This is a genomic window from Pseudomonas sp. CCI1.1 (assembly GCF_034348165.1).
GTDB classification, from domain to species: domain Bacteria; phylum Pseudomonadota; class Gammaproteobacteria; order Pseudomonadales; family Pseudomonadaceae; genus Aquipseudomonas; species Aquipseudomonas paracarnis.
The window spans coordinates 2259849-2285091 of the sequence record NZ_CP133780.1 but is presented as its reverse complement, the minus strand read 5'-3'; the positions used below and the strand labels follow the sequence as shown (position 1 = coordinate 2285091).

Sequence of the window (25243 nt, the reverse complement as noted above, 5' to 3'; positions counted from 1 at the left end):
ACGCTATGGCTGTTATCAACTATTTGACCACCATCCAATTCGAACAGGGCGCAATCGAGCTATTGCCGTCCGAGCTTGATCGCCTGGGCATACGGCGGCCCTTGATCGTCACCGACCAGGGCGTGCGCGCTGCCGGGCTGCTTGATCGCGTACTGGGGACCCTGGCCTCGCCTCCCGCCGCGATCTTCGACCAGACGCCAGCCAATCCCACCGAGGAGGCGGTCGTCGCCGCTACTGCGATGTTCAAGGACAATGACTGCGATGGCATCGTTGCCCTGGGTGGCGGATCGCCGATCGATCTGGGCAAAGCGACGGCGCTTCTGGCCACCCATCCTGCGCCGCTGCAGCAGTATTCGGTGGTGGATGGCGGTGTCGGGCGAATCACCGATAAAGTCGCGCCACTGGTGGCGATTCCCACGACGGCAGGGACCGGCAGCGAAGTAGGGCGGGCCGGCGTTATCGTGATGAAGTCCGGGCGCAAGCTTGGCCTGTTGAGCCCTTATCTGCTGCCTAAAGTGGCCATTTGCGACCCGGATCTGACGTTGGGCCTGCCGCCGATGTTGACAGCGGCTACCGGCATGGATGCGATCGCCCACTGCATCGAGACCTTCCTGGCGCCTGCCATCAACCCGCCGGCCGAGGCCATTGCCCTGGATGGTTTGCGTCGGGGCATGGCCAATATCGAGCGCGCGACGATCGATGGCAGTGACCGGGAGGCGCGCTGGAACATGATGATGGCGGCGACTGAAGGCGCGATGGCGTTTCAGAAAGGACTGGGAGCGGTGCATGCCCTGTCCCATCCCCTGGGGGCCGTGCCCGGCATTTCCTTGCACCATGGCACCCTCAATGCGGTGCTGCTGCCGGCAGTGATGCGTTTCAACCGGCCAGCCGTCGGTGCCAAGTACGAGGCGTTGGCCCAAGCCATGGGACTGAGTGCAGGCGTCGCCCCAGATGAAGCCATTGCCCGGTTGACCGCCCGCCTGGGTCTGCCCGTGAGCCTTGGCGCGATGGGCCTGGACCGGGCTGCGCTGCCTGAGATTGCCCAGGCCGCCCTCAAAGACCACTGCCACGCCACCAACCCCCGTCCTGCCACCGCAGAGGACTACCTGCGGATGCTCGAGGAGTCTTATTGATGAATGAGCAACATGTAATGATTCGCGATGCCGTCAGGCGGTTCGCCGAGCAGGAGATTGCACCGGTCTCCGAACGCCTTTGGGAGGAGCAGGAGTTTGCCTATCAGGTCTGGAAGCAGGCCGGAGAGTTGGGCTTCCTCGGCCTTCCCTACCCGGAGGAGCACGGTGGCGGTGGCGGGGACTGGCTTGGCTTTACCATTGTGCTGGAGGAAATCGCCCGGGTAGACGCGGCTGTGGCATCGTCCATGATGGCCAATTCCACGCCCGCCAGCCTGATCAACAATTATGGCACTCCTGCGCAGAAGGAGCGTTACTTGCGCCCCATCATCGACGGGACGCAGGTCGGCTGCATTGGGCTGACCGAGCCGAATGCAGGCTCGGACGCCGCCAATATCCAGACCCGTGCCGTTCTGCGAGACGGTCAGTGGATCATCAATGGTTCCAAGACCTTCATCACCAATTCGGGTACCGACATCACCGGTCCGATCGTGATCGCAGCCGTTACCGGCACGCGGGACGACGGGCGCAAGGAAATCTCCAACTTTATCCTGCCGTCCGATACCGCCGGTTTCAGCCTGGGGCGCAAGCTGCAGAAGATCGGTTGGCGCGGATCGACCACTTATGAACTGTTCTTCGAAGATTGCGTGCTGCCGGCCGACCATCTACTCGGCGAACAAGGCGCGGGGCTCAAGCAGACCCTGGGCAACATAAGCACCGGGCGCATCCTGATCGGTGCGCTGGGGCTGGGTATTCTGCAAGGCTCCATGGAACGCTCGGTCGCCTACTTGAAGGATCGCAGCGCCTTCGGCAAGCGGCTCGAACATTTTCAGGCGCTGCAGTTCAAGGTCGCCGACATGGCCACCCATGCCCACGCCGCCCGCCTGATGCTCTACGACGCGGCCTCGCGCAAGGACGCCGGTTTGTCATGTGATGTCGAGGCGTCCATGGCCAAGCTCTTCGCTACCGAGAGGGCGATGGAGGCGGCTCACCAGGCGATCCAGATCCATGGCGGCAACGGCATCATGACTGAATACCCGGTCGCACGCGCTTTCGGCGACGCCAAGGTATTGGAGATCGTCGAAGGCACTTCCGAAATCCAACGCATGATCATTTCCAGGCAAGTGCTGAGCTAAACGCGTCCTGCAGCCTGTGCCGGTTCCGTTGGGGAGCCGGTCGTTCAGCTATCTTCGGGGAAAATCAGCATGCCAGGCTCCAATCCTTATGACCTCGGCCTTGAGCAAAGTCCGGTCAACTACCGGCCTCTCACGCCGCTGGGCTTCATAGCCCGCACCGCCCAGGTATATCCGCAGCGGTTGGCGGTTATCCATGGTGCGCGTCGATACAACTGGTCCGAGACCTACGACCGGGTCTGCCGCCTGTCATCTGCGCTCAAGGCCGCGGGCATTGGCCGTGGCGATACGGTGGTATTGATCGCCGCCAACACCCCGGAGATGATCGAGGCGCATTTCGGCGTACCGATGTGTGGCGCGGTCTTGTGCACGGTCAACACCCGGCTCGATCCTGCGGCAATCGCCTACATCCTGATGCATTGCGAAGCCCGGCTCGTGATCAGCGACACCGAATACGCGAGCGCCGTCGGCCAGGCGCTGGCACTTTTGGAGCACCGGCCAAGGGTGATCGACATCGATGACAGCGAGGGGCCGGGCGGCGAGCGTCTGGGTGAGCTCGACTACGAGGCGTTCATCGGCGCGGCTTCTACAGACGAGCATTGGCAGGAACCTGTGGACGAGTGGCAGCCGATTGCCCTGAACTACACCTCGGGCACCACAGGGCGTCCCAAGGGGGTGGTTTATCACCATCGGGGGGCTTATCTGGCGGCGCTTTCAAATATGCTCGACTGGCAAATGCCGCGGCACTCCATCTTCTTGTGGACCCTGCCCATGTTCCATTGCAATGGCTGGGGCTTCGTCTGGACCATGGCGGTCAACGCCGGCACTCACGTGTGTCTTCGCCGCTGTGAACCGCAATGCGTGCTGTCGATGATTCGACAACACGGTGTTACCCATTACTGCGGCGCGCCAGTGGTGCACGCCATGCTGGCCCATGCGCCAAAGGAGTGGAAAGCCGGGATCAGCCACCGTGTTCATGGCCTGATCGGTGGCGCTCCGCCCCAACTGCCGGTGATTGCGGCGTTGCATCGAATGGGCATCGATCTTTTGCAGATATACGGTCTGACGGAGGTCTACGGTCCCGCTGTGATATGTGCCGAGCACCAGGAATGGAGCGAGCTTTCCACCGACTTGCTGACCGAACGCAAAAGTCGACAAGGCGTGCGTTATACGGCTCAGGAAGATATGGCGGTCCTGGACCCCGAGGACTTCACGCCGGTGCCGCGCGATGGCCGCAGCATTGGCGAAGTGATGTTCCGCGGCAACATGACGATGATGGGCTACCTGAAGGATCCGCAGGCCACCGCCGAGGCCTTTTCGGGTGGCTGGTTTCATTCCGGCGATCTTGCCCTGGTGCATGAGGACGGCTACATCCAGATCAGAGACAGGGCTAAGGACATCATCATTTCAGGTGGTGAGAACATCAGTTCGGTCGAGGTCGAGGAAGTGCTTTACCGGCATCCGGCTGTCCGTACCGCGGCGGTGGTTGCCATGCCCCATGCCAAGTGGGGCGAGACCCCCTGTGCCTTTGTCGAGACGAGCCCTGACGCGAGCATCGGCGAAGCGGAACTCATCGCCCATTGCCGTTCCTGCCTGGCCCATTACAAGGTGCCGACGCGGGTCATCGTGGGGGATTTGAGCAAGACGGCAACTGGCAAGGTGCGCAAAGTCGAACTGCGTGAACACGCCTTGCGGCTGGCTTCGAAAGATGCGGCCATCCCGATCGATTGAAGGACGTTCGAGACTGAAATTCCGGTTTCCGTAGGCCTGTTCGGGCTTGCGCGATGTTGTGCAAAAAAATTCAACTGGATGCCTCATCCAGGTCGAGTGACGTTGCAGACGCGGACAGTGTCGGCGGCGATCACGACGGCCCGGTGGTTTCGGTATCCCTGCCTTTTGAGCGAGGAGACACCCATGAAAATTCTCGGCCATAACTACACTGGCGGTACACGTCGCGGTGAAAGCGGCGTCTATCTGCACAGCTACGATGCGACCTCTGGCGAGCGGTTACCCTATGACTTCGTCCAGGCGAGCCCCGCCGAAGTCGATGCGGCTGCCCTGGCCGCCGCTTCGGCTTTTCCCACCTTTCGTGCACTGCCGGCTGTCAAGCGTGCGGCGTTTCTCGACGCTATTGCCGACGAACTGGATGCACTGGGTGATGACTTCGTTTCCCTGGTAACCCGCGAAACCGCGCTGCCTGCCGGCCGTATCCAGGGTGAGCGTGGCCGTACCAGCGGCCAGATGCGGCTGTTTGCAAACGTGTTGCGCCGTGGCGATTTCTACGGTGCCCGTATCGACCTGGCGCAACCCGATCGCAAGCCGCTGCCGCGTGTCGATCTGCGTCAGTGCAAGATGGGCGTTGGACCGGTGGCTGTATTCGGTGCCAGCAACTTCCCGCTGGCATTCTCCACGGCAGGTGGTGATACCGCCGCCGCCCTGGCTGCTGGTTGTCCGGTGGTGTTCAAGGCGCACAGTGGCCATATGGCGACCGCCGAGTGCGTGGCCGATGCCATCATCCGTGCCGCGCAACAGACCGGCATGCCCAAAGGCGTGTTCAACATGATCTACGGCGCAGGCGTTGGCGAGGCACTGGTTAAACACCCGGCGATCCAGGCCGTTGGTTTCACCGGCTCGCTCAAAGGCGGTCGCGCGCTGTGCGACATGGCCGCGGCGAGGCCGCAGCCGATTCCGGTGTTCGCCGAGATGTCCAGCATCAACCCGGTTCTGGTGCTACCCGAAGCGCTCAAACAGCGTGGTGCCAGCGTGGCCAACGAGCTGGCCGCTTCGGTGGTCATGGGCTGTGGCCAGTTCTGCACCAAACCCGGTCTGGTGATCGGCATTCGCTCGCCGGAGTTCTCCAGCTTTATTGAAAAAATCGCCGGCTTGATGGGTGATCAGCCAGCGCAAACCATGCTCAATGCCGGCACCCTGCACAACTACGAGAAGGGGCTGGCGGTACTGCATGCACATAAGGCCATCAAGCATCTGGGGGGGCAGGCACAGGAAGGTGAGCAAGCCAGGCCGCAGTTGTTCCAGGCCGATGTCAGCCTGTTGCTGGAAGACGACGAGTTGCTCCAGGAAGAGGTTTTCGGACCGATCGCCGTGCTGGTCGAAGTGGCTGACAAGGCCGAGTTGATCAAGGCGCTGCATGGCCTGCACGGTCAGCTTACCGCGACCCTGATTGCCGAGCCAGGCGACTTGGCTGCATTCGCCGAACTGGTGCCTGTGCTGGAGCAAAAAGCCGGCCGGTTACTGCTCAACGGCTACCCGACCGGCGTCGAGGTGTGTGACGCGATGGTGCACGGCGGGCCTTATCCCGCCACCTCGGATGCGCGCGGCACCTCCGTCGGTACGCTGGCCATCGACCGCTTCCTGCGCCCGGTGTGCTACCAGAACTACCCGGACACGCTACTGCCGGAGGCGTTGAGGAATGCCAACCCGCTGGGCATTCAGCGTCTGCTGGACGGTTGCAGTACCACCCAGGCGATATAAGGCGTCATCCGCAGATGCTGATGGATGTCGGTTCGCCGGGTATCTCGACGTAATGCCGTTTGGAATCGCCGATTACCACCTAACAAGAAGAGAGAACTATGCACGTACTTCGTCCCACCCATACTTTTCTGCTGTCCGGCCTTACTGGGGTTTTTGGCGTTTGTTCATCCGCTTCGGCTGAGTTCCTTGCGGACAGCAAGGCCAGTCTGGACATGCGCAATTTCTATATGAACCGAGACTTCCGCCAGCCAGCGGCCCCACAAAACAAGGAGGAGGAGTGGGCGCAAGGCTTCCTGTTGCGCTACGGATCCGGCTATACCGAAGGACCCGTAGGCGTGGGGGTCGATGCGCTTGGTTTACTCGGCATCAAGCTGGATTCGAGCCCGGATCGCGCGGGCGCCACCGGTCTGCTACCGCGTGGCGCCGAGTCGAGGAGGGCACCCGATGACAATAGCGAGCTTGGCCTGACTGCCAAGCTCCGGGTCTCCAAGTCCACCCTCAAAGTGGGGACCCTGATTCCCAAGCTGCCGGTATTGCAGCCCAACGATACACGGCTGCTGCCGCAGACCTTCCAAGGGGGCTGGCTGAACTCGACGGACCTCGCGAGTCTGACCTTCGACGCCGGTCGCCTCACCCAGGTGAACCAGCGCGACTCGACCAATCGCGAAGACATGACCGTCATGAAAGGCCCCAGGCGCAACATCGTGACCGGGGCGAGGGCCACCACCGACCAGTTCGACTTTCTCGGTGGCAATTTCATGTGGAGCAAGACGCTCAGTACTGGCTACCACTACGCGCAGTTGGACGACCTGTACAAGCAGCATTATCTGACGGTGATGCATGTGTTGCCTATTGCCGAGGGGCAGGCGCTGAAATCCGATCTGCGTTGGGCCCGTTCGACCGATGACGGCAGCAGCAATGTCGACAACCAAATGCTCGGCGCCATGTTCACCTATTCAATGGGTGCGCACGCCTTCGGTCTCAGCTACCAGAAAATGAGCGGCGATACCGGTTTCGCCAACGTTCAGGGCACCGATCCGTACCTGGTCAACCTGCTGCAAATCAACGACTTCGGCAATCAGGACGAGCGCTCCCTGCAAGCCCGTTACGACTTCAACTTCGCCGGCCTCGGCATTCCTGGCCTGACCTTTATGACCCGCTATGTAAAAGGCGACCAGGTTGACCTGGGAGTAGCTTCGGGAACCGGCAAGGAGTGGGAGCGTAATACCGACATCGGCTATGTGATCCAGAGTGGCGCGCTGAAAACGTCGGCATCAAATGGCGCAACGCGACGTATCGCTCGAGCTTTGCCAGTGACATCGACGAGAATCGCCTGATCGTCAGCTACAGCCTGCCGCTCTGGTAAGGCTGTTGCGTCGATGTCCATGGCGGGCGCCGCCGCGGTTATCGGTTGATGCCGTAACCGCGGTAGTGGCGTGTCGGATGACCTTGATGCCTAAAAGCGAAACGTAGAGCGCAGCACCAGTATTTGCGAGTTGTTGCCGCCGGCGCTTTTGATCGCCGAACCGATGTCGTAGAACAGATAGTCGAGGTCAACGGAAACGTTAGCGGTCGGCGTCCAATTGGCGTTGGCCTGATACAGGGTGCCCAGGCGTTTTCCGCTGCTGGCGGTTGTTCTGGGCGCTGTGGTCATGCCGGGCAAATAGACGCCGTCATCGTTGCTTTCTCGCCAGGCAGCAAACATGCCCGGTTCGAAACGGAACTTGTTGAAGTGAGTCGGCTTTTCCGACGAGCGTGGGGGCTGCGAAAGTCGAGGTAGACGCTCGGTCATTCGCGCGCGATAGTGGCCAGCAAAGTGCTGAACCATTGAGTGATCGTCGGGTCCGGAAACACATGAACGCCTCGATAATCCTTCATGGTGGCCGATAACAATATCGCTTCAAGCGAGCGGAGGAATCTGATGTCGATTGCCCAACGGGTTTTCCACGGCAGGTTTGGCCGGGTCGCCTTGCTGAACATGGATCGTTCGCTGGTTACCCACACCCATTCCGAATGCCATGTGCTGGTCAAAGTGTCCGGTGAAGACACTTACTTCAACGTCAACGGGCGGCGGGTGCCGCTCAGCGATCGCACGGCAGTGCTGGTCAACGCCTGGGAGCCGCATTTCTACGATCCGCAGCCGGGTGCCGGTGCCACTGTAATCCTGGCGCTCTACATCGAGCCCGCCTGGCTGGCCACTGCCCAGCAGTCGCTGGCGCTCAGCGGTCGGCCGGACTTTTTTGCCCAGTCGTGCATCGAGCTGTCGAGCCGTAATCGCACCTTGGCCGACATCCTGGTCGCCGAAGCCCATGGCTGCGGGATCGTGCCGAAAGAACGCATGGAGTTCATGCTGTTCGACTTCCTGATCGAACTGATCGAGGACTTTTCCAGCTGGCGGCATTTGTCGCTATTGGGGGCGCCGAGTTCAGGTGAGTTCCGGGACGCGCGCGTGCGCCGTGGCACCGCCTGGTTGCTTGAGCACCTCGATGATCCGCACCCGATCGACAACGCCGCGCGGACTTGTGGTCTGTCCCGGGCGCACTTCTTTGCGCTGTTCAAGAAAGATACCGGCATGACGCCGACCCTGTTGCTTAACGACGCGCGCATGCGCCGGGCTTTTGCCTGGCTGGAGCGTGAGCGCAGTGGAACGTTGGGCCTGTTGTCGGAGAACCTCGGGTTCTCCGAGCAAGGTCATTTCACACGGTTTTTCCGTCAGCACATCGGAGCTTCACCCAGCCAATATCGGCGCGTAGTGGATTGTTATACGACGGCTTGAACCGAGATGAGGGCGGGGGGTATTGGGCAATACTCCCGCCGATGAAGTTAGTCTTTCATCTTGAAATTGCCGGTTTTTATAGACGACCAAACTTGTAGAGTCTATTAATTGTCGAGAGAATCATAGATCTCTTTCATGCGTTCTTCGCGCATCAACTCAAGTTCTTCTTTGGTTTCAGCTACCCACTGCAGGATAAAATCCCAGCAATCGCAGTCGTGAGCATCCGCTTCTGTTTCAAATGCTTCTTTCAGAAATTTAAGGCTATATTCTTCTGGCGAGGGCCCGCAGTTTTCAGCGAGGCTGTAATTCAGCTCGCTGAGTTCAAGCTGAATCCATAGATTGGCGTCCAGGAATTTCTTCAGGGCAAGTTCGGCTCTAAGTTCTTTTGCGATCATGAATGCTCTCTTGTGGCATGCAATAAGTAGCTGGTTGTTCAAGGTCGGCCCAGCGCTAAATTGGACTATGTCAATTTCCTGCCATCATCCATCCTCGAACGCCATGACTTTCACTCAGCTCTTTCACGACTCGAGCCGCGTCCTGCTTATGTTTATATGGGCCTATGACGACAAAATTGTTTTCTTTACGCGCTACCGTCAACTCCAGTTGCTGAATGGCTTTTAGTGCGCGATGGCGGCTGGGCGTATTCAATGCGGGCGTGAATTCGTCGGGAAGATTTGTACTGATTTCTGTCGCAACTTTATTAGCGATGTCGTCAAATTCGTGCTCGAAGTCTGTCACTTTTTGCTGGATGTATGAATTGTCGACGTTATTTTCACAAGTTGGTCCTGTGGACGTGTAGGTCCATAGTAGAGCTGATAGTTGCCCTAAAACGCCAGTTACCAGTAAGCCCAAGCCAAGCTTTCGCACGGCGCCCTCTCCAAATCAAGTGAATAGTTATTTGTGCCATTTCTTTTTATAAAGAAAGGTTTTATTTCTGATCCTGAGATGGTCTGAGTTCTCGAGCGCGTCAGTGTGCCCAAGCGCCAAAATTAGTTGGCTGCTTTTTGTTGTTTTAGAGAACATCGGGCGTGCACTTTATAGACTACTGATTCACGAAAAAGGCTCAGATAGTCGAAAAAAACCATATCAGAATGGGAGAGGTTAATCCTATGAAATACTTGTATTTAAGATAAATATCGTGGCCAAAGTGCCTTGTGGAAAACCGCGAAGGATCTGCATTCGCCACTTATGTGATGAACGCTCAAAATTAAAAAGTTATAGAGCCCGGTCGCTATCCATAAAGTCATCGAAGTCGTCGAACATGACCGGAATTGTGTCGGGTCCCAGCCCCTTAAATCAGACGCAAAGACAAATTTCCAGACTTCGGCGCAAAACTCCATCTCCCCAGGCAAAGCGCTCCCTGCGCCTTTCACACACACTTGGCTCTAGCGCTCTCGCGCTGTAAAACAACAAGAGCCACGAAAAATGACCAGATTCCCACCTGCTATCGAAAGGCAGACCTGCCATATCGGCGCCCTCCGGGTACGCTACATGCGACGATCATCCGTTCACCTCATGCTCATGTGCAGATCACCTCGGTGGTTTTTTCCAACGCGCTGCCATGGAGCAGAATGTTCAGAAGAATAAGATGGCGTGCCAATTATCGGGCTAGTTGAAATTGACTAAGTACCGGTCCTTCGTGTGCGTTGCGTTGACCTCTAAGATTTTGCGTTGCTTCTATTACTTTAAAATAACAAAGGGAGCGCTATACAATTGAATAGGAAAAAAATTGCTGCAAGTTCGGTGTTTCTTGGTATCACCCTGAGTGCACAGGCGCATGCTGACTTTCTAAGTGATAGCAAGGCCACCTTGGGGATGAGGAACTTCTACTTCAATAACGACAACCGCGATGGCACTGCCGCCCCTTCCAAAACCGAAGAATGGGCGCAGGGTTTCATGTTGGACTTCAAATCGGGTTATACCGATGGCATGGTTGGCTTTGGTGTCGATGGCCTGGGATTGCTGGGGGTTACCCTGGACAGCGGCAAAGGACGGCATGTCGGCAGCACCATGATGCCTTCTGACAGTGACAACCGTGCCGTCGACGAGTGGAGCCGGGTGGGGCTGACCGGAAAAGTCAAAATGTCGAAAACTGAACTTCGCTACGGCACCTTGATTCCGAAACTCCCAATTCTGGTTGCCAACGATGGGCGCGTACTTCCACAAACCTTCGAGGGCGGTCAAATCACCTCGAGCGAGTTCAAGGGGCTGACCTTGACTGGAGGTCGGATCGAACATGCGACAGGGCGTGGTTCAAGCGATCAGACGGGGTTGGCCGTTGCTGGTGGTACGCGTGAGAGCAATCAGTTTGACTTCGCCGGGGGCGATTGGAGTGTCACCAAGGATCTGACAGCTCAGTACTACTACGCAAACCTCGATAACTACTATACGCAGCATTTTTTTGGATTGATTCACACCCTTGCGCTCTCGGACAATCAGTCCCTTAAAACCGACCTGCGCTACTTCAAAACTGACTCGTCAGGTGCAAATAGCTCCGGTACGTCAGGCTACAGAATTAATGGCTACACCAAAAACGGTGATGGAGAGATCGACAACCGTACCTGGAGTGCCGCGTTGATTTACACGCTGGGTGGCCACGCGATTACTGCGGGGTACCAAAGTGTGTCGGATGGCAGCAACTTCACTCAACTCAATCAGGGCAGCCTGATAGACAAGGGCGCCGGTGGAGCAAGCCTGTATCTGTATACAGACCGCCTGATCCAAACGTTCACCCGCGCAGGCGAGCGCACAGCTTTCGGTCAGTATGCTTACGACTTTGCCGCTCTGGGAGTTCCTGGCCTGAAAGGCTCGGTCATGTACCTCTCCGGCGATAATATTAAAACTACGTCCGGCGACAACCAAAAGGAATGGGAAAGAGACATTAGCCTGGACTACGTCCTTCAGTCCGGAGCGCTTAAAGGTGTCGGGTTCGGCTGGCGTAACGGCAAGTCCAACAGCGAAGCGGCTCGTAACGTAGATCAGAACCGAGTTTTTGTAAGCTATAGCATTCCGCTTCTCTAACGAGTGTCATGAGGACGAATAGCGCTTTCAGTCCGGCCACGCTGAGGAAGGCACCCGATAACACGGGTGCTTCTGTGCAGGATTATCCGCCCGACGCTCAGGACATTAGGTAGGTGGTGCAGCCGGTTTGATTTATTTTGTCTACGCCCTCTTAGAAGCCTTCCAGCACGATCTTGCCCTTCGCCTTGCCGCTTTCCAGCAGAGCATGGGCTCGACGAAGATTTTCTGCGCTGATGCGCCCGTAGTTTTCGCCAACGGTGGTGCGCAAGTCACCCGCATCAATGCGCCGCGCAATTTCGTTGAGGATGTTGTGCTGCTCTTGCATGTCCTCTGTCTCGTAAAGCGAGCGGGTGTACATCAGCTCCCAGTGCAACGACAGGCTCTTGCGCTTGAGCGGTACGGCGTCAAGCGTGGCCGGGTCATCGATCAGGCCCAGCTTGCCCTGAGGCTTCAGTGATTCGATGATTTGCTCGTAGTGCCGATCGGTCTGGGTCAGGCTAGCGACATGGCTGACTTGTGCGATACCGATGCGCTTGAGCTCCTCGCTGAGTGGCTTGGTATGGTCGATGACATGATGCGCACCAAGCTCGGTGACCCAGGTCTGGGTTTCAGGGCGCGAAGCCGTACCAATGATCGTCAACCCGGTTAGCTGACGCGCCAGCTGAGTCAGGATTGAACCCACCCCGCCTGCAGCGCCGATGATCAGCAGCGTTTCGCCCCGGTCGGTGGTATCGCGTGCAACACCGAGGCGATCAAACAGCAATTCCCAAGCGGTCAAGGAAGTCAGTGGCAATGCCGCAGCCTCGCTGAAATCCAGCGACTGGGGTATTGAGCCGACGATACGCTCGTCCACCAGTTGCAGCTCACTGTTGCTGCCCGGGCGGATCAGCGATCCGGCGTACCAGACCCTGTCACCGGGCTTGAAGAGCGTTACGTCGCTGCCGACCGACTTGACCACGCCGGCAGCGTCCCAACCGAGGATGCGCGGCTGGCTTTCGTCCTCGTGCGGTACGTAGCCCTGCCGCACCTTGGTATCGACAGGATTGACCGATACGGCCTTTACCTCTACGAGCAAGTCGCGCGGCCCCGGCACTGGCTCGGGTATATCGATCTCCACCAAGGCGTCGGGATGTTCAATAGGCAGGCATTTGAAGTGTGCAATGGCTTTCATTCGAAGATCCTCAGGAGATGCGATACATTTTCGTGATGGTGAGCTTTTCAGCAGCGCGTTCGATGAAAGGGAGCGCTGCCTGAAAATGCGGTGTCGCTTCGTGAGCAGTCAGCGCCGCTTCGTCCCGCCACTGCTCGATCATGTGGAAAGTGCGAGCCTGCTCGGCATCACGGTGGAAATCGTACTGGATGCAGTCCGCTTCGCTTCGGCTTGGGCCTTGCAGGCCCTGCAGCGTCTGCTCGAGCTCGACTTCGAAGCCGGCCTTGGCGACCAAGGTGGCAATCAGTGTCAGAGGGGTGGTCATCAAACCTCCTGTCTGTGTGCGATATGAAGAGGGAGCATTGGCTGGCACGGGTGTATCGAAGATGTCCATGCCGGCCATGCGGCCAAAAACCTGAATCCGGGTGAGAGCGCGACAACAATCTTGCCCACTTGGGCATTCGACCAAGTTGATAGCCCTAAGGCCACGCGAGCGCTCTCGCTCCGGCGGGATCACCTGTAGCGTTCAAGCCAATGGGCATAGGGAGCGGGCAAGGTCCAGGCAGCACGCTCTACACCCAGCGCCTGGGCGGCTGAATAGGACCAGTTAGGATTGCCCAGGTGCGCCCGGCCAATCATCGCCAGGTCCAGTTGACCACTTCTCACCGCTTCTTCGGCGACGCTCGGCGTGCCGAAGCCCCATGCCGAGGCCACCGCAATCCCCGTCTCGCGCCGTACCCGCTGGGTAACTTCGCCCATGAAACCGGGGGCCCAAGGAATGTTCGATTCAGGGATGGTGAACCCGATACTGACGCTGAGCAAGTCCAAACCACCGTCCTTGAAACGACGTGTCAGTTCGATAGCCTCTGACAAGGTCTGTTCATCCCGGCCGTCGTATTCGATAACACCCAGGCGAGCGGTCAGCGGCAAGTGCTCTGGCCATACTTCGCGAACCGCCGCCAGTGTTTCCAGCAGAAAGCGGCTACGGTTATCGAAGTTTCCGCCATAGGCGTCGTCACGAAGGTTGGAGTGTTCAGAGAGGAATGACTGGGCCAGATAGCCATGGGCGAAATGCAGCTCTAACCACTCGAAGCCAGCTTCACGTGCACGGCGAGCGGCTGAGACAAAATCCTCGCGCACCCGGGCGATATCCTCCAGCGTCATGGCTTTCGGCTGCTTGGCGAGCTGAGCGCCAAAGGCAACAGCCGACGGGGCGATGGTCTGCCAGCCACGCGAATCATCCTCGCCGATATGATCGTCACCTTCCCAAGGACGGTTCGCACTGGCCTTGCGCCCCGCGTGGGCAATCTGGATACCTGGCACTGCGCCGGCAGCCTTGATCGATTGCACCACCGGCACGAAGGCACGGGCGAGCTCATCATTCCAGATACCAGCGCAGCCAGGCGTGATCCGTCCTTCGGGTGACACGGCAGTCGCCTCGACGACCACCAGTCCTGCGCCGCCACGCGCGAGGGTGGCATAGTGCACAGTGTGCCAATCGTTGATCAGGCCATCATTGGCCGAGTACATGCACATGGGGGGAATCGCGATCCGGTTGCGAAGGGAGACATCCTTGAGCGTGAAAGGTTGGAACAGCGCAGACATTAGGTTTTTCTCCGAGGGATACTATTTCTCTTGTTCGATAATATTCGAACTATTGACATAGAGCAAACCCGTGTATGATTCGCTCATGCGCCCCTTCAAACACCTTCCTCTCAGTGAATTCGTTCTTGAGCGTCTGTTTTACGCCTTGAGCGACCCTGTACGCCTGGAGATTGTCCGGCGCCTCGCCGAGCTGGGAGAGGCCAGCTGTGGCGAGCTGGACGGTGGCCGTGCGAAGTCCACCATGTCCCACCATTTCCGGGTGCTGCGAGATGCCGGACTGGTTCAAACCCAGACCATCGGCACGACACACATGAACTCGTTGCGTAGGGAAGACTTGAGTCACCGTTTTCCGGGCCTGCTGGAAACGATCCTGTCCCAGTACGACGAAAAAGGAAGATGAGGCTCACGGGTGTTTTTCCACCCAACTCTTTCAGCGCGCGCTCTGCGCAAAAACACGCGGATCTGAGAAGCAGTTGACCAGGTGGTCGTACACGAGCCTCACTCTCGGTGCCACGGGCCCTGATTGCGGGCGATACATGATCAATTCGGAAGGCGGCGGAGCATCGTGTTGCATGAGCTCGACCAGTCGCCCTTCAGACAGATAGGGTTCTGCCAGATAACCGGGCATTTGCCCACAGGCGATTCCCGCCAGAACAATCTCTCGCTCGGTTTCTGGATCGTCGCAGGTAAATGCCGGGGAGGCAGGCAGGAACGTTTGCCCCTCGGCAAGCACCCACGGCCAGGGGCGGCCGTTTTTGCGATCGATCAGCATCGACAGGGGCAAGCGTTTCAGATCCTCGATGCTGCCAGGGCATTGCACGGTGTCGAGGAGTGACGGCGCCGCGACGATTTTCAGGTCGACATGGGCCACCGTTCTGGCGATATAGCGCCGATCCCGCACAGCTCCAACACGAATACCGATGTCAATCTTGTTGGCCACCGCGTCGGTGAGCTGGTCATCCAGGCTCAGGTCGATGCTCAGGCCGGGATTCTCCCGCATCAGCGGTTTCAGAAACTCAATCAGATACAGCTTGCCAATGGCGTGGGGGGCCGTGATGCCGACGACGCCTTTTGCCTCCTGTTTACTGTTGGCGATAAACAACTGATCCACCCGTTCCAGGGTTTCCCGGGCTTGCAAGGCGAGTTTGGCACCAAAAGCGGTGACGTGAACCTGCCGCGTGCTACGGTGGAACAACAGCTCCCCAAGCGTGCGCTCCAGTTCTTTGATGGCGCGTGTCACGGTCTGCGGAGAGGTGCCGAGGCGGGTGGCTGCATCGCGAAACGTGGTCGATTGCGCCGCCACCGAAAAGATCCGAATCAGCTCCATGCGATTGAGCATTGGCGTCAACTCCCGTTCCAGAAAATGGAATTCTCAAATCCGAACTCTTCCATTTTCTGACGAATAAAACCAGCGCAGACTGCACTCATCAACCCAAACAGGTCTCAACAGGTGCGCTGAACATGAGTAAAAACATCCAGGGTAAAGTGGTCGTTATCACCGGTGCGAGTAGCGGTCTGGGCGAAGCAACGGCGCGTCATCTGGCAGCGCTCGGCGCCCATGTAGTGCTTGGCGCCCGTCGCCAGGATCGTCTGGACGCGATTGTCCGGGAGATCGCCGCAGCAGGCGGCAAGGCGATTGCCCATCCGATCGATGTCACAAACAAAGAGGACTTGTCTGCGCTGGTCGCCAAGGCTGTCGAGGCATTCGGTCGCATCGATGTGATGATTAACAATGCAGGGCTGATGGCGATCTCTCCGATTTCGCAGCTGCGCGTCGAAGAGTGGGATCGCATGATCGACATCAACATCAAGGGCGTGTTGTATGGCATCGCGGCCGCGTTGCCGCTTTTCGAACAACAGGCCAGCGGTCACTTCATCAACATCTCGTCGGTTGCCGGCATCAAGGTGTTCAGCCCCGGTGGATCGGTGTACAGCGGTACCAAATTTGCGGTGCGCGCTATTTCCGATGGCCTGCGTCATGAAGTCGGCGGGAATATTCGCACGACGACCATCGAGCCGGGCGCGGTGGATTCCGAGCTCAAGTTCGGCAGCGGGCACCAGCCGAGCGCCGAGGTCGTTGGCGAGTTTTACAAGAAGGCCATCCCGGCTGATTCGGTTGCACGGGCCATCGCTTACGCGATCGAGCAACCTGCCGATGTCGATATCAACGAGATTGTTCTGCGTCCGACGGCGCAAGACTTCTGATAGTTAACCTGTGCCGTTTGTGCCCTTGCGCAAAGGCACGGGCGCGAGCGACTAAGCTTTAGCACTATTGAATACTTCGAATGTCTGGCCTGGAGCCAAACTTCCACGCAAGCCAACCAATATCGGTGATATCAACCCGTTTGTTTTTACCGTGAAGGCGGGAAGCTTTACCGCCGCGGCGATTACACTGGGCATGGACCCGCATTGTTCGCTTGGAGGACCGGATGGGCGCACGGTTGCTCAATCGCACGACGCGCAAACTGAGCCTGACGGACGAGGGGCAGATTGCGTATGAGCGCTGGCGGCAGATTATCGAGGATCTTGATGAGGTCGAGGTGACCATGGTCCGGGCCGTGGGCGGCCGACCGGTACCTTTAAACTCACGGTCCCGCTGTCCTTTGGTCAGCGCCATGTCCTGCCGATCCTTGATGCCTATCTGAAGCAGTGGCCTGAGCTGCACGTGGAGTTGTGGTTTACCGATCGCTTTGTCGACGCCCTTTTTACCACAGATGTAGCCGACTCCTCATCCTTCCCAGGAGCGTCATCCCGTTTTTCAACGCCTGTTTCAACCAGAAGCACTCACTATCGGTCCGATTTTGCCGCTGGAAACCCACCCCGGCCGAGCGGCCCCGACCATGCGCGGTCATTTCGAGATGGCGCAACGCGTCGAAGCGCTGGACTTTGGTGCGCTCTGGATGCGTGACATTCTTTTCTACGATCCGGATTATGGCCACGTGGCGCAGATGTTCGAACCGCTGGGCCATCCACAGCCAGCCAAGCGCCTATGCCAACAGCCAGCCGATGATGGTCCTCACCGACACGGCCGTGTTCCCAATAATGTGAATATAAGCAGCTCGCATGTTGTGGTCACGGCTATCCACTTCAAGGTTGTTGTGAGCATGCTCCGTGAATTCGACGGTCCGTTCACCAGATGGCAGAGCAACGGCTACTTTTGAACCCATGCGGCTCCGGAATTTCGGTGGTGATTTCCAGAAAGCCGGCTGTCTGCATAGTTAAACACTTGCCGCGAACCGTCCTGGCGTATCGTCGTAACAGTGACATAGCCGGCCGAGAGAATACCATTCATCCGGAAGTCACTGTCGATGGGGGGGGCGAGCCTGTGAAAAGCTTACCATTGACTGGTCTAATCCCATTCAGTCTGGAATCTTCAGCATGCGAACTGTCGACATCCAGCAGGCAAGAATAAACCTGTCCCAGCGTTGATGAGGCTGTCAAAGGATGTCATTCCTGATTTCCAAGTCCGGCAGGCGGCTCTCCTCATCTGTTGTACGGAGTTGGTAATATCGGGCCGTGTTGGCAACGGGTGCCACCTTAAGTTGTAGGCTGGTGTCTACGGAGAGCGGCGGTGCAGTGGCGGTGAGTCGGGCGAGAACATTTAGGATGTGATCGGCACTCAGGGCGCCAGACAATCCTCGCAAGCGCCAATCGATTTCGCGCGTGCCGCGCTCAGCGCTTCACACAGGGGGACCGAAGGTCCCGACTCAAGCACCACTTCTACTGCTACCAGCACCGGGTCGAGACCAGCGATGGGCACAGCAGCCAATACCTACGTCATAATTTGATCACCGTTGCTGTGATGTCTCAGGCCCCGCTTGAGAAGCCGCAACGGAGTGGGCAGATCAGCAAACGGCGTGCCATTGCACAGTGCACTGGGTTTGCGTTCGATGAGTGGGATGTAATGCTGCCAGTCAAACCTGACCTGATCTCAATCAAATAGGCACTCGTGGCTGGCAATCATCGTGTCATCGGCGATGACCCTGAGCCGGGAGGGATATAGACGGCTGCTTACCCATTGGCCGACTCGCTCACACGGCACCGAATCGCGATTTCGTGCCACGCAGATCAGGCAGGTGCTGGAGACCCTTACGGTGTGCTCGACGTAGCCATCAAAGGCGGTCGGCATCCATTTCGACCCGCTCCAGCTCCAAAACGTCCGCCACCGTCAGCCCGTTGCACTAGGGGTGTAGCAGCTCGCTCCAGAGCGCACGCACGACAGCGTTGGCCCAGCCAGGCATTCAGTTCCTCGAGGGTGTGGAACATGCAGTTTGAGCGTCAATCCTGATGCGCCGTCGACTGCCTTGAACGTTCTTATCGACAATGCCCTTTTTCCAGCCAGAGGCTACGTTGCAGAATTTTGCGAGTTTGCCGGGCACGATGCTTCCGACGTCCTTTTCCAGCTGGAGCGAGTACGCAGCATCCAGCGTCACCGCTTTCAGGGCGCCGAGGCGACTAACCCGTTGTTCGGGGCCGCGCAGGTTGCCATCGTTGGTGATGCGATTTACGCCGGTCCACATCAGGAAAAGCGGCTGGCCGGGGGCCATCGGCATATCGGAGTGGAAAGAGTAGGAAATGCCGGCCCTCTCGACATCACCCATGCGGGCCAGGTTATCCGCCCGCGCGGGGTCGAGCCCGTTGGTACGGTAATTGTCTGCAAGTGCCACTGGGTAGTACGGGTTCCCGCTCACGATGGCACCCAGTCGTTTAATACGCGCAACTTGTTCAGGCGTCGAGACCGCGAAGTGAACGATCACAGTGCGGTGGTCGGGGGCGAGGGTGACGGCGCATATTGAGCTCAAGCTGGTCGAGCAACATGTCGAGGCCGGCGTCACCGTTCACGTGCACATGGATCTGGTACCCGAGGTCCCAGTACACGCGGAACGACGGGCAAACAGATCGGGATCCATCATCCACTCGCCTTTATGCCCGTCGGTGTAGCCATCCTTCACCTGCATGAGCTGGGAGAAGATGGCGCCGTCCGCGAACAGCTTCACTTGCTTGGGAAGATACGCGGTCATACCCTGTCCCCAGGTCAGGATCTTCTCGCTTTCCTCGGCGATCTTTTCATCGGGGTAAACGCCGGTGATCGATTTGCCGTCAACGATGTAATAGAAGCAGAAGGGCGACGAGGAACTGCTCAGCACTGCATTTTGGGCTTCCTGCAACTTTTTCGACGAATGCCGCCCGCCGGGCTCGCACCCAACGTTACGCCGTTGGCGTGGTAGTAGGTCTGAACGAACTCGAGCCCTGCGCGTAACCGTTGCGGCGAGGCGATTACCGGACCGATCAGCGGCAGGACAGCGAATCCGCCCGGTTCCCAATAGTGGCCATTGGCAAAGTCCGACTGTCTTTTTGCGCTGTCGGACAGCCTGTCGTGCCAGGCTTTCGTTACACCATACTTTTTTCGGCAGCGGAGTTCACGTAAAACTCATGACCCGACCGGTGCCAGATGATAATCGGTCGAGTCTTGCTGATTGTATAAAGGTCGGCCTTCTTCAGCGCACCATGGAAGTATTAGTATAGCCCCAACTGATCAGAGGCGCATCTGGATCCTTCAGCGCAGTGTTGGCAGCCTTCAGGCGCGCGAGGTATTCCTCATGGTTCTTGGCTGCTTTCGATGTTCCCTTCGGCAGCACCAAGTCTTCGATGGAGATGATCTCGCTGGTCATTGTCAGTGCGGCCAGCAATGGATGATCGTGCTGGGCAATGAAGCCTGGCACGATGACCTGGTCGGCAAAGGGGTTGTTGACCGTGTAGGACTGCTTGCCAGCCGCGGCCTTGAATTCGTCAAGCGATTCCGTCTCGATAATGCGATCGCCGACGACCGCCACGGCCTGGACGGTGGGTTTCGCCGGGTCAAGGGTGACGATTTCCTTAGCCGGGTAAAGGATGATTTCGGGCAGTGTCTCCACCGCCTCGACCATATCCTGCAGCGATGAGGTGGTTCCTGCGGTCGCCGTACTCGCACCCTGCCGCCAAGAAGATGGCAGCTAATAGACCTGACCGAAGATGATGGACAGTTGGCATGTTCGCTCCTCGCTCACTCATTCCTGACCGTTAGGGCCGGTGGCATTGTTGAACCCACTAAGTAGGTAACGAAGTTAGTTTCCGTATCCAAAGTCTGTGCCCGACAGCATTCCTTGCTCTTTCCTAGTGCCAAAATATAACTTGAGATGAGCAGGAAGCACGACAGCGTTTTGGGGCGCATCACCGAGTCTAGCAGCGACCCTCCAGCCTGCTGTTTTATCCCCAACGCAGAGTTATCTATGATCAAGAAAACCCTATCCGTTGCGTGGACGGTAGGCAGCGACTGTTACCACCTCCAACAGGCTCGTAAAAGCTTCCCCGAGCCCGAGTAACTATTCAACCGCAAAGGCGAGCCACCAAGGCCCAGTGCCTCGCTTTCCACGACGTAGGCCCTGTAACGCCAAGCTGCGTGTCAGCGCAAAGCTGGCAGCGCCCCAACGGCGGCCAGCATTTCATCAAATACCACTCGAACCCGTCCCGGAACGGGGCCACGCTGGGGTCGATAGACGTACAACCCCCATGCCGGAGGCTCTTCGTCTTGCAACACTTGCACGAGTTTCCCGCTGGCAATGTAGGGGGCCGCCATGTAGTCCGCTAGTTGGGCGCAGGCGACCCCGGCCAGTGCGGCGCCTATTTCCATGTCGGCATTGTCGGCAATGAGGGTGGGAGCTGCGGGTATCCACTGCTGCCCCCCTTTGAAGTGCCAAGGCCAGGGGCGGCCGGTATTGGTATCCAGGGCTGCGGCGATCGGTAGGCCGGCCAACGCATCGATATCGCCAGGTGCGCCCACTTTCTCGATAAGACTTGGAGCGGCAACGATTGGCAACCTCATATCGGCTGCCTTGCGCGCGACGAAGCGACTATCGCGCATGAAACCAACTCTGATGCCAACATCGATCCCGTCGTCAACCGTGTTGCTGATGCGATCGGACAGGCGCACATCCAGGTTGATCCCAGGATGACGTGCGACAACGCGCTCCAATGCAGGTAAAACTGCTCTGGTACCCAGGCTGTGCGGTGCAGTGATGCGGACCGTGCCCGACAGGGTAGTCTGCTGGTCGGCCGCAGGCGTTCGCCATAGATCCTCGAACCGCTCCAGCACAGGGCGCACCTGTTCCAGCAGGCCTTCGGCAAAGGCGGTGATGCGCACCTGTCGCGTGCTGCGATGGAACAGCACCTCGCAGTAGTGTCTCTCCAGTTGTTGGATAGCTCGCGTGACGCCTTGAGGGGAAGTCCCCAGACGCACGGCTGCGTCGCGAAAACTGCTGCTTTCGGCCGCCACCCGAAATATGCGCAGCAGTTCGATATCTTTGGTCATTACCCATACCTCATGTCCAGCTTCGTTGATCGTTAATTGTTCCACAAATGGAATTATAAAATCGAAAAAATTCCATATTTTGCAGCTTTGTCGTCTCCTATACTGACAACTCAGCGGAATGCTCCGCTCCTGTGCCCCCTGATAAGGAAACGACATCATGAAATCCCGTGCAGCAGTCGCCTTCGAGCCTGGAAGGCCGCTGGAAATCGTCGAGATCGACGTTGATTCGCCTCGCAAAGGCGAAGTGCTCGTAAGGATCACAAATACTGGCGTTTGCCATACCGACGCCTTCACCCTGTCGGGCGATGACCCCGAAGGTCTATTCCCGGTCGTGCTGGGTCACGAGGGGGCGGGTATCGTCGTGGAGGTGGGTGAAGGTGTGACCAGCGTGAAGCCTGGCGATCACGTCATTCCTCTTTACACCGCCGAATGCGGCGAATGCCTGTTCTGCAAGTCCGGCAAGACCAACCTGTGTGTCGCTGTTCGCGCAACCCAGGGCAAGGGGCTAATGCCCGATGGTACGACCCGCTTCTCGTACAACGGCCAGCCGCTTTACCACTACATGGGCTGCTCGACCTTCAGCGAATACACGGTAGTGGCTGAGGTATCGCTGGCCAAGATCAACCCCGACGCCAATCCCGAGCACGTCTGCCTACTGGGTTGCGGTGTGACCACGGGCATCGGCGCCGTTCACAACACGGCCAAGGTGCAGCCAGGTGACTCGGTGGCCATCTTCGGTCTCGGCGGCATCGGGCTCGCAGCGATTCAGGGTGCGCGCCAAGCCAAGGCAGGTCGCATCATTGCCATCGATACCAATCCAGCGAAGTTCGAGCTGGCTCGTACCTTCGGCGCGACCGAATGTCTCAACCCGAAGGACTTCGACAAGCCGATTCACGAGGTTCTCATCGAGATGACCGGTTGGGGTGTCGATCACACCTTCGAGTGCATTGGCAACGTCAACGTGATGCGCTCGGCACTGGAAGCAGCACATCGTGGCTGGGGCCAGTCGATCGTCATCGGCGTGGCTGGTGCAGGCAAGGAAATTTCGACGCGCCCGTTCCAGTTGGTCACCGGTCGCACCTGGAAGGGTTCGGCTTTCGGTGGGGTCAAGGGCCGCACTCAGCTTCCCGGCATGGTGGAAGACGCAATGAAAGGCGAGATCGATCTCGCCCCGTTCGTCACCCACACCATGGGCCTCGACGACATCAACAAGGCCTTCGACCTGATGCATGAAGGCAAGTCGATTCGCACAGTGATCCACTACTGATCACTCACTGTCCATTCAACACCAACCACCAAGGAAATTAACCATGTCCAATCCTGTCATTTCCGGCGACGGCATCTTCTCGCATGTCTTTATCGGCGCCGCCGACGTTCAGAAGTCGGCAGCGTTCTACGACGCCGCTCTGGGTGCTCTCGGCATCAAGAACCTCGGTCCTTTCGGCAACGGATGGGTGCTTTTCGGTCGCGAAAAGCCGGCTTTCATCATCGCCCGCCCGGGCAATGGTGAAGCGCCTTGCAGCAACGGCGTGACGATCGGCTTTGCGGCCGCCACTCCCGCTGAAGTGGATGCTTTCCACGCCGCCGGCCTTGCCGCAGGCGGCACCGACGAGGGCCAGCCTGGCGCACGTGGTCACCTGCCGGGTGCCTATGCGGCCTACCTGCGTGATCCGGCGGGCAACAAGGTCTGCTCGTACACCTTCGTCTGAAAGCAAGGCAGCTGAGGGCGTTCTGACAGGGCCAGCACAAGCCTCTGTACGGCGAGCCTATTAGACAGACCGTGCAGGCGGTGCCTGCTCATGAAGGTCGGCCCGCAGCCATGTGCGAAACGCATGGCTGCGGGCATTTGCCTTGAAACGCGTCTTTCATCTAATGAGAAATGAGGTCGTTATGAAAGAGCCGGCCAACATCAATACGACGACCATACCACCCGCCCCGACTGCCATCGTGTACGGCATGCCGGCCTATGTCGATCTTGCTGCAGCCGTTGACGAAGTGCACGCGCGCCCGCATCTGTTGCTTCAGGCCCCCCGGAGCATATTGCAGCTCGCTTTCATGACCGAAGGCGACGTGGCCAAGGATCAGATGGCGATCAGCACGTTATTTCATCGTTTCGGCGTTGCCGAGCCCGACCACGCTACGCTGCTTCACGACTTGACATGGGATGAGGGGGACCTGCACTGCGAAAAGCACGCCGAGTTCTCGACGTATCTCTGGTGTGCTTCGCTGGATTCCGAGACGGAGAGCCGTGCGGCGAAAACCCGTTCAAGCATGGATTGCTCCAGGCCCGGTCGTCTCTGGCATCCATTTGAGACTTTTTCCATGGACGCCGGAAACGGAGAAGGAGGCCAATCATTTTGATCCTGGCAGCATGTGCTACTCAATTGTGGAGAACGGTTCTGCCGTCATCCTGACCGATTTCCGATAGGATGAGGACGGCTTGACGCAGATCCTCATCCTCACCCGCGATTTGACCCCGGCGCGGGCGGGTGCGCTGGTTCAGCGTCTGCTGGAGATCGAGACTTACCGTACCCTGGCGTTGCTGTCTCTGCCGTTGACACGATCGATGACGTCGCAACTGCGACGTATAGAGTCGCGGCTCGCCGCGATCACCGACGAGATGTGTACGAGCTTGGTGGAGCGGCGCGACAGCGACGTGCTGCTGTCCGAATTACCCGGCCTGGCTGCCGAGTTGGAAGCTGGCGTTGCGGCGAATTTCTATCGAATCGGGGCTAGCCGCGCCTACTACGAGATCGTCGAGGAAAGGCTGGCAGCGCTTTCGGAAGAGGCCGTATCCGGGTACTGCACCTGGGCGGAGTACCTGCAGCGTCGCATCGCTCCAGCCATGCGGACATGTCAATCCGTAAAGGAGCGCCAAGCCAAGCTCTCCGACAAGTTGACCCGGGCCATAGCATTGCTGCGTTCCTGGGTCGACGTCGAACTTAAACACCAGAACCGCGATCTGCTGGCGTCGATGAACAACCGGGCCAAGATGCAATTGCGCCTTCAGCAAACCGTCGAAGGTCTGTCGGTCGCGGCAATTTCTTATTACGTCGTGAGTCTTCTCGGCTATTTGCTCAAGGGCATTCCGATCGTTCACGACAATGTGGCGCAGGTGACGGCGGTTCTGCTGCCTGGGGTGATGCTGACGATTTGGTGGATCGTGCGCAGGATCAGACACGCCCACGGCGACACTTCAGCGGAAGAGAAATATTCCTGACGAGCTGCCGTCCTGGAGCGCGAAAGCTGCGCCGTTCGTTTGAACATAGCAGAGCAACATGGAACGCATCGTACATCACGCCAATACTCAGCAGTGACAGCTGCACCCAGCGCATGCGGGTGAGCGGTGGTCAGTGGAAAGTTACGGAACACGAACTGCAAATCATCGCGAAAATGCTGTTGTAGCTTTTTGACCACTCAATACGCTTCACCGCAATAGGGACATTGATAGTCACCAAAATCCACCAGTGTGACCTTGGCTTGCGCACTTCCCTGGCGATGGTCGGTTGCACATACCGGGACTTTGAGATTGGCCATGTGATCACCTATTAATGTTAGGTTGGCGTGCTTTGTGATGAATTCGCCAGA

Annotated in this window: 21 protein-coding genes and 5 pseudogenes; 14 read left to right on the top strand and 12 right to left on the bottom strand. The window is 58.2% G+C overall.

Annotation, left to right across the window (positions count from 1 at the left end):
* The first annotated feature begins 5 nt into the window (after positions 1-5).
* From RHM69_RS10015 to RHM69_RS09995, 5 genes and pseudogenes are all read left to right on the top strand, one after another.
* A complete protein-coding gene (locus tag RHM69_RS10015) occupies positions 6-1133 on the top strand; it encodes an iron-containing alcohol dehydrogenase (protein ID WP_069556826.1) in 1128 nt (375 codons plus the stop codon).
* Entirely contained in the window at positions 1133-2266 is a 1134-nt protein-coding gene (locus RHM69_RS10010) for an acyl-CoA dehydrogenase family protein (RefSeq protein WP_069556827.1), read from the top strand. Before RHM69_RS10015 ends, RHM69_RS10010 begins: the two co-directional genes overlap by 1 nt.
* A 69-nt stretch (positions 2267-2335) precedes the next feature.
* Positions 2336-3994: an acyl-CoA synthetase gene (locus RHM69_RS10005; protein ID WP_069556828.1), complete on the top strand. Its 1659-nt coding sequence runs from the start codon at positions 2336-2338 to the stop codon at positions 3992-3994.
* 183 nt (positions 3995-4177) lie between these two features.
* Positions 4178-5755, top strand: a complete 1578-nt coding sequence (locus RHM69_RS10000; protein ID WP_069556829.1) for an aldehyde dehydrogenase (NADP(+)) — start codon at positions 4178-4180, stop codon at positions 5753-5755.
* A 98-nt stretch (positions 5756-5853) separates the two neighbouring features.
* Positions 5854-7121: pseudogene (locus RHM69_RS09995) on the top strand (OprD family porin).
* Positions 7122-7211: 90 nt separating this feature from the next.
* On the opposite strand, the gene RHM69_RS09990 reads toward RHM69_RS09995, so the two are convergent.
* Positions 7212-7547: an alginate export family protein gene (locus tag RHM69_RS09990; protein ID WP_256557690.1), complete on the bottom strand. Its 336-nt coding sequence runs from the start codon at positions 7545-7547 to the stop codon at positions 7212-7214.
* Between the two features lie 129 nt (positions 7548-7676).
* Here RHM69_RS09990 and RHM69_RS09985 point away from each other — a divergent pair, with 129 nt between their 5' ends.
* Entirely contained in the window at positions 7677-8531 is an 855-nt protein-coding gene (locus RHM69_RS09985) for a helix-turn-helix transcriptional regulator (RefSeq protein ID WP_069556831.1), read from the top strand.
* Positions 8532-8635: 104 nt separating this feature from the next.
* On the opposite strand, the gene RHM69_RS09980 is transcribed toward RHM69_RS09985, so the two are convergent.
* The gene (locus RHM69_RS09980; RefSeq protein WP_069556832.1) at positions 8636-8926 is read right to left on the bottom strand and encodes a DUF6388 family protein; all 291 of its coding nucleotides are present in this window, start codon (positions 8924-8926) and stop codon (positions 8636-8638) included.
* A 70-nt stretch (positions 8927-8996) separates the two neighbouring features.
* Complete coding sequence (locus RHM69_RS09975) at positions 8997-9398, bottom strand: SPOR domain-containing protein (protein WP_322255495.1); 402 nt, start codon at positions 9396-9398, stop codon at positions 8997-8999.
* A gap of 846 nt (positions 9399-10244) precedes the next feature.
* Here RHM69_RS09975 and RHM69_RS09970 point away from each other — a divergent pair.
* Positions 10245-11552, top strand: a complete 1308-nt coding sequence (locus RHM69_RS09970) for an OprD family porin (RefSeq protein WP_069556833.1) — start codon at positions 10245-10247, stop codon at positions 11550-11552.
* Between the two features lie 151 nt (positions 11553-11703).
* Here the strand turns inward: RHM69_RS09970 and RHM69_RS09965 are convergent, their stop codons facing one another.
* The 3 genes from RHM69_RS09965 to RHM69_RS09955 all read right to left on the bottom strand — a co-directional run bounded on the left by RHM69_RS09965 (position 11704) and on the right by RHM69_RS09955 (position 14307).
* Positions 11704-12723, bottom strand: coding sequence for a zinc-binding alcohol dehydrogenase family protein (locus RHM69_RS09965; RefSeq protein ID WP_017737781.1), 1020 nt, complete (start codon positions 12721-12723; stop codon positions 11704-11706).
* Between the two features lie 10 nt (positions 12724-12733).
* Entirely contained in the window at positions 12734-13027 is a 294-nt protein-coding gene (locus tag RHM69_RS09960; RefSeq protein WP_017737780.1) for a putative quinol monooxygenase, read from the bottom strand.
* 188 nt (positions 13028-13215) lie between these two features.
* A complete protein-coding gene (locus RHM69_RS09955) occupies positions 13216-14307 on the bottom strand; it encodes an NADH:flavin oxidoreductase/NADH oxidase (protein WP_026136919.1) in 1092 nt (363 codons plus the stop codon).
* An 85-nt stretch (positions 14308-14392) separates the two neighbouring features.
* On the opposite strand from RHM69_RS09955, the gene RHM69_RS09950 reads away from it, so the two are divergent.
* Positions 14393-14707: an ArsR/SmtB family transcription factor gene (locus RHM69_RS09950; RefSeq protein WP_017737778.1), complete on the top strand. Its 315-nt coding sequence runs from the start codon at positions 14393-14395 to the stop codon at positions 14705-14707.
* Between the two features lie 30 nt (positions 14708-14737).
* On the opposite strand, the gene RHM69_RS09945 is transcribed toward RHM69_RS09950, so the two are convergent.
* Positions 14738-15646 (bottom strand): LysR family transcriptional regulator, encoded by a 909-nt coding sequence (locus tag RHM69_RS09945; protein WP_069556834.1) that lies wholly within the window; start codon positions 15644-15646, stop codon positions 14738-14740.
* Between the two features lie 122 nt (positions 15647-15768).
* Here RHM69_RS09945 and RHM69_RS09940 point away from each other — a divergent pair, with 122 nt between their 5' ends.
* From RHM69_RS09940 to RHM69_RS09930, 3 genes and pseudogenes are all read left to right on the top strand, one after another.
* Positions 15769-16512, top strand: a complete 744-nt coding sequence (locus RHM69_RS09940; RefSeq protein WP_017737776.1) for an SDR family oxidoreductase — start codon at positions 15769-15771, stop codon at positions 16510-16512.
* Positions 16513-16579: 67 nt separating this feature from the next.
* A pseudogene (locus RHM69_RS09935) lies at positions 16580-17071 on the top strand (LysR family transcriptional regulator); the annotation flags it as partial.
* A 76-nt stretch (positions 17072-17147) separates the two neighbouring features.
* Positions 17148-17468: a hypothetical protein gene (locus RHM69_RS09930; RefSeq protein ID WP_256557692.1), complete on the top strand. Its 321-nt coding sequence runs from the start codon at positions 17148-17150 to the stop codon at positions 17466-17468.
* Positions 17469-17744: 276 nt separating this feature from the next.
* Here RHM69_RS09930 and RHM69_RS09925 read toward each other — a convergent pair.
* From RHM69_RS09925 to RHM69_RS09905, 5 genes and pseudogenes are all read right to left on the bottom strand, one after another.
* Positions 17745-18665: pseudogene (locus tag RHM69_RS09925) on the bottom strand (Mu transposase domain-containing protein); the annotation flags it as partial.
* A gap of 6 nt (positions 18666-18671) precedes the next feature.
* Positions 18672-19064 (bottom strand): annotated as a pseudogene (locus RHM69_RS09920) (amidohydrolase family protein); the annotation flags it as partial.
* Between the two features lie 81 nt (positions 19065-19145).
* Entirely contained in the window at positions 19146-19454 is a 309-nt protein-coding gene (locus RHM69_RS09915) for a hypothetical protein (RefSeq protein ID WP_069556837.1), read from the bottom strand.
* A gap of 351 nt (positions 19455-19805) precedes the next feature.
* Positions 19806-20234, bottom strand: coding sequence for a hypothetical protein (locus RHM69_RS09910; protein ID WP_069556838.1), 429 nt, complete (start codon positions 20232-20234; stop codon positions 19806-19808).
* 515 nt (positions 20235-20749) lie between these two features.
* Positions 20750-21655 (bottom strand): LysR family transcriptional regulator, encoded by a 906-nt coding sequence (locus tag RHM69_RS09905; RefSeq protein ID WP_069556839.1) that lies wholly within the window; start codon positions 21653-21655, stop codon positions 20750-20752.
* A 157-nt stretch (positions 21656-21812) separates the two neighbouring features.
* On the opposite strand from RHM69_RS09905, the gene RHM69_RS09900 reads away from it, so the two are divergent.
* The 3 genes and pseudogenes from RHM69_RS09900 (at position 21813) to RHM69_RS09890 (ending at position 24875) form a co-directional block, all read left to right on the top strand.
* On the top strand, positions 21813-22922 hold the full coding sequence (locus RHM69_RS09900; RefSeq protein WP_069556840.1) for an S-(hydroxymethyl)glutathione dehydrogenase/class III alcohol dehydrogenase: 1110 nt from the start codon (positions 21813-21815) through the stop codon (positions 22920-22922).
* 43 nt (positions 22923-22965) lie between these two features.
* Positions 22966-23364: a VOC family protein gene (locus tag RHM69_RS09895; RefSeq protein WP_110675894.1), complete on the top strand. Its 399-nt coding sequence runs from the start codon at positions 22966-22968 to the stop codon at positions 23362-23364.
* A gap of 181 nt (positions 23365-23545) precedes the next feature.
* A pseudogene (locus tag RHM69_RS09890) lies at positions 23546-24875 on the top strand (DUF3422 family protein).
* The last annotated feature ends 368 nt before the right edge of the window (positions 24876-25243 follow it).